Below are 4,983 nucleotides of genomic sequence, written 5' to 3' on the forward strand. Positions count from 1 at the left end.
ATTGAATCACCAGAAGAAAGAATTGCTGCAGGCAAACCTGAACATGGCATCATTTCACTCAAAGTATCCAAACGTGGTTCTGATTTAAATATTGAGCTTTCAGATGATGGTAAAGGATTTAATATTGAAAAAATCCGCATTAAAGCTATCGAAAAAGGATTAATAGAGGCTGATACAATCATTGATGATACCGAGCTTGTTAACCTAATTATGCTGCCTGGCTTTACCACCGCAACTCAGCTATCTCAAGATGCTGGACGTGGTGTTGGTCTAGATGTTTTAGCCAAAGCTATGACAATTTTAAAAGGAACAGCGAGCTTATCGTTTGTACCAAATTCTGGTGTAACGTTTAAAATCTCTATTCCTTCTACGCTCATGATTGTCCAATCACTTATCGTTAATGCTGGTGGGCAAAATTATGCGATTCCTATTGATAATATCATTGGTGTTACGCAAGAAAAAGATGTCATATTTGATGGTAAACGGACTCAATTTTCATATCATAATCATATCTATGAGGCTTATGATCTTGCTAAGATTTATTCTGATATTGATGCAGATGTACAAGAACAAAGCTACATTTATCTATTATTTGAAGTCAATGGTAAATCAATTGCTATCGGTGCTGAATCAATTTTATCGCAGCTCGAAGTTATTATGTATCCATTAAATCCACAAATTGCTAATATTCCTGGTTTAACAGGTAGTGCCGTAACACCTGGTGGTGAAACTATCTTTACGGTAGATATCGCCGCATTCTCACAAACAATGATCAAGGCATCACGCAAGCATTCTACAGAAAAAGCCATCACTGAAGCTAAGGCATTAGCTGACCATACACATGATGAATTAGCAAAAATTCTAGTTGTGGATGATTCAATTACAATGCGCCGAGTTAGCCAGCGCATGTTAGAACGTGCAGGCTATCAAGTAACAACAGCAAAAGATGGTATGGATGCGTTAGAAACTTTAGAAACCTTACAACCTGATTTAATCATGTTAGATATTGAAATGCCACGCATGGATGGCTTTGAAGTTCTAACCTATCTACGCAGTACAGAAAGATTTCTACAAACACCTGTGATGATGGTAACATCACGATCAGGTGAGAAACATCGTAATCGTGCCTTTGAAATAGGTGCAAATGAATACTGTGGTAAACCGTATCAAGAAGAACAAATTTTACAGACAATTAAAAAGCTTTTAGATAAAGAAGATTAATTGCAGCAAGATAAGGAGCTTATATGAGTGTCGGTAAACAAATGCAATTGGAGTTTAAAGACTTCGATCAAGTTGCAAATGTCTATATGGATTTTATTGTGGGTGGCGGATTTTTCATTCCCATGGCTAAAGTAGATTTTAATCTAGGTGATGAAATATTCATCGCTTTGATTTTACCGGATGAACCAGGAAAGCGTCATCCCGCCGCAACAAAAGTTGTATGGATTAATCCTGAAAACTCTCTGAAAGGCAAACCAGGAATTGGTGTACAATTAACGGGTATGAATGCAGGACCATTAAATGAGCGTTTAAAACGATGCGTTGGTTCTGCAAAGAAAAAATCAACTTTTACCCTAACCATGTAGTGATATGTTAATAGATTCGCATTGCCATTTAGATCGTATTGATCTTACTCAGTTTGACCATAATTTTGATAATCTGATGCAAGAAAATCACAAAGCTAATATTTCGCATATGCTTTGTGTTTCTGTGCATCCCGATGATTGGCAAAATATGGCAGATATAACTGCACCTTATTCTAATGTCTTTTTATCATTTGGCATTCATCCTGGTGATATCAAGGCCAAAGATATTGACTTTACTATTGATCATTTTGCTCCCTATATGAAAGAACCACGCGTTATCGCCATTGGTGAAACAGGTTTAGATTACCATTATGGAGAAGATCATGATCTGCAAAAAGAGATATTTGCTAGGCAGATAGAAGTAGCAAAACTCTATCAAAAACCGCTCATCATTCATACGCGTGATGCACGAGAAGATACTATTGCAATTCTTAAAGAGAATGAAGCTGAAAAATGTGGTGGCGTAATGCACTGCTTCACAGAAAACTGGACAATGGCAAAAGCAGCACTAGATTTAGGCTTTTACATTTCTTTTTCAGGGATTGTGACATTTAATAACGCACAAAGCCTACGAGATGTTGCTAAAAAAGTTCCTTTAGATCGACTATTAGTGGAAACTGATTCACCTTATTTAACGCCCGTACCCTATCGTGGTAAGTTAAATTATCCCGCACGTGTTCAGCATGTTGCTGAAAAATTAGCGGATTTAAAAGAAATTAATTTTGAAAAAATGGCTGATATTACAACGCAAAATTTTCAAAATCTCTTTAAGGTACAACTAAACTAACAGCTATATTTCACATAACAAAAAGTAGTAAATAATATTACTTATTGTTATATTTATGTTATAATTTTACTAAATATTTATTTCTACTAAGGTGAATTTCAATGGATGAGAATAAACGCAAAGCACTCCAAGCTGCGCTTGGCCAAATTGATAAGCAGTTCGGTAAAGGTTCTGTTATGCGCTTTGGTGATAAGAATGAAGATACAGATATTATCCCTGTATCTACAGGCTCTTTAGGTTTAGATATTGCTTTGGGCATTGGTGGATTACCTCGTGGCCGTATCATTGAAATTTATGGCCCTGAATCATCAGGTAAAACAACATTAACCTTACATGCTATTGCAGAAGCTCAAAAAGCTGGTGGTACTGCTGCATTCATTGATGCTGAACATGCCTTAGACCCTGTATATGCAGCAAAATTAGGTGTAGATGTACCAAATCTTTATATCTCACAACCAGATAATGGTGAACAAGCTTTAGAGATTGCAGATACCCTAGTACGTTCTGGTGCAATTGATATTGTTGTTATTGACTCAGTTGCAGCCTTAACTCCAAAAGCTGAAATTGAAGGCGATATGGGTGACTCACATATGGGCTTGCAAGCTCGCTTAATGAGTCAGGCTCTCCGTAAATTAACAGCAAATATTAAAAAATCCAATACATTAGTTATTTTCATCAACCAAATTCGTATGAAGATTGGAGTAATGTTTGGTAATCCAGAGACAACTACTGGTGGTAATGCATTAAAATTCTATGCTTCTGTTCGTTTAGATATCCGTCGCATTGGCGCTATTAAAAAAGGCGACGAGGTCATTGGCGCAGAAACACGCGTTAAAGTTGTTAAGAATAAAGTATCCCCACCATTCAAACAAACTGAATTCGATATTATGTATGGTGAAGGCATCTCTCGCACAGGTGAAATTATTGATCTTGCTGTCAAAGCAAACATCATTGAAAAATCTGGATCTTGGTATAGCCATGGCGATAAACGCATTGGCCAAGGTAAAGAAAATGTTAAACAATTTTTAAAAGACAATCCTGAATTAGCGTCAGAAATTGAACAACAAGTTCGTGAATATTTCCTTTCACTTCCTGTTGAAAATATATTATTAGGTGATCCTAATGATGAAGCTTTTGAACTAGATGAGACTGAAAACTAAATCTCATTTATAATTAAGCCACCGCCATGGTGGCTTTTTTATTTTTATATTCGAATTTTTATGTCAAATCCTACAGAAACCCGAACAGAAGTCCGCTTTGTCACTGTGAATGAGCATCAATCAGGACAACGTATTGATAATTTTTTAATGGCTCAATTCCGTACACTGCCAAAAAGCCGTATTTACCAGATGATTCGTAAGGGTGAAGTTCGAGTCAATAAAGGTAGAGTCAAACCTGAAACTCGAATTAATGCTGGTGATACCATTCGCATCCCACCTGTTTCATTAACACCTGGAGCCGAAAATGAAATTCCTATTTTCTGGAAAGAACGATTACTCAAACACATCATTCATGAAGATGATAGGCTATTAGTCATCAACAAGCCGGCAGGTATAGCAGTACACAAAGGTAGTGGCTTACCCTACGGTATCATCGAGGTACTAAGAGCAGCACGCCCAGAGTTAGAATTTCTAGAATTAGTACATCGCCTAGATAAAGATACCAGTGGATGCTTGGTACTAGCCAAATCAGGTAAAATTTTGCGTGATTTACAAAAAGCAACTATGAACAAACGTTATCTATGTTTAGTGAAAGGTTATTGGGATAAAGGTCATTTTGACCAACATGCTAAATTAGATATTGAAAACCGTGAACATGGTGAACGCCATGTTGTTATTTCTCCTAATGGCAAAGAAGCTCATACTCGTTTTGATATCATTGAGCATTATCCAAAAGCCTCATTACTAGAAGCAAAACTTTTCACAGGCCGCACCCACCAAATTCGTGTACATGCAGCTAGTTTAGGCTTCCCATTATTAGGTGATGAACGTTATGGTGATCTCGAAGCTAATAAGGCATTTAAATCCAAAGGATTGAATAGAATATTCTTGCATGCAAGCAGTTTAATGATTGATATGCCACCATATGATTATGCATTCAGTGCTCCACTACCCGATGATTTAAATAAGTTTTTAAATAACCTACGTTAAAATTCCTCAATGATAAAAAATGCCGCAATATCTGCGGCATTTTTATGATGTTCTATTTCATTTGCTCTTTAAAATCTGCACTTGGTTATTAGCAACCAACGGAATAGGCTCAGGATTGGGTAAAAAAGAACAGGCAGCATCAGCACATTTACCACAACAAGTTGCCACACCTAAATTCATTTGAAGATCAGACAACTGTGTCGCTCCATTCGCAACTGCTTCTTTGATCTCTTTATCAGTAATGCCATTACAAATACAAATATACATACACAACCTCTTACTTCGAACTCTGTAAGATAATAGTGATAATCATTACTATTTGCAAGTTGTTTGTTTATGATAATTTTTTATAATTTAAATGATTCAAGATGATAAATACCATTAGCATTGATACTGCTTGCTTTCTGCCATTCATAAACAGCTTTTACAGTCTTACCATCCATCAGCCCTTTATCAATTT

The 4,983-nt window shown here is 36.4% G+C and carries 6 protein-coding genes; 5 read left to right on the forward strand and 1 reads right to left on the reverse strand.

Annotation, left to right across the window (positions count from 1 at the left end):
* The 5 genes from BZK14_RS08565 to BZK14_RS08585 all read left to right on the forward strand — a co-directional run.
* Nucleotides 1-1,221 (forward strand): response regulator (locus BZK14_RS08565; RefSeq protein WP_143691416.1); only part of this gene is annotated, 1,221 nt, incomplete at its 5' end.
* A gap of 23 nt (nt 1,222-1,244) precedes the next feature.
* Nucleotides 1,245-1,586, forward strand: a complete 342-nt coding sequence (locus BZK14_RS08570) for a PilZ domain-containing protein (protein WP_077926098.1) — start codon at nt 1,245-1,247, stop codon at nt 1,584-1,586.
* 4 nt (nt 1,587-1,590) lie between these two features.
* The gene (locus tag BZK14_RS08575; protein ID WP_077926099.1) at nt 1,591-2,373 is read left to right on the forward strand and encodes a TatD family hydrolase; all 783 of its coding nucleotides are present in this window, start codon (nt 1,591-1,593) and stop codon (nt 2,371-2,373) included.
* 101 nt (nt 2,374-2,474) lie between these two features.
* The gene (gene recA / locus BZK14_RS08580; protein WP_077926100.1) at nt 2,475-3,533 is read left to right on the forward strand and encodes a recombinase RecA; all 1,059 of its coding nucleotides are present in this window, start codon (nt 2,475-2,477) and stop codon (nt 3,531-3,533) included.
* 60 nt (nt 3,534-3,593) lie between these two features.
* On the forward strand, nt 3,594-4,523 hold the full coding sequence (locus BZK14_RS08585) for an RluA family pseudouridine synthase (RefSeq protein ID WP_077926101.1): 930 nt from the start codon (nt 3,594-3,596) through the stop codon (nt 4,521-4,523).
* Nucleotides 4,524-4,580: 57 nt separating this feature from the next.
* Here BZK14_RS08585 and BZK14_RS08590 read toward each other — a convergent pair whose 3' ends face one another.
* The gene (locus BZK14_RS08590) at nt 4,581-4,790 is read right to left on the reverse strand and encodes a bacterioferritin-associated ferredoxin (protein ID WP_077926102.1); all 210 of its coding nucleotides are present in this window, start codon (nt 4,788-4,790) and stop codon (nt 4,581-4,583) included.
* Nucleotides 4,791-4,983 lie beyond the last annotated feature (193 nt).

It is taken from the genome of Wohlfahrtiimonas larvae, from assembly GCF_002006755.1.
Taxonomy (GTDB): Bacteria; Pseudomonadota; Gammaproteobacteria; order Cardiobacteriales; family Wohlfahrtiimonadaceae; genus Wohlfahrtiimonas; species Wohlfahrtiimonas larvae.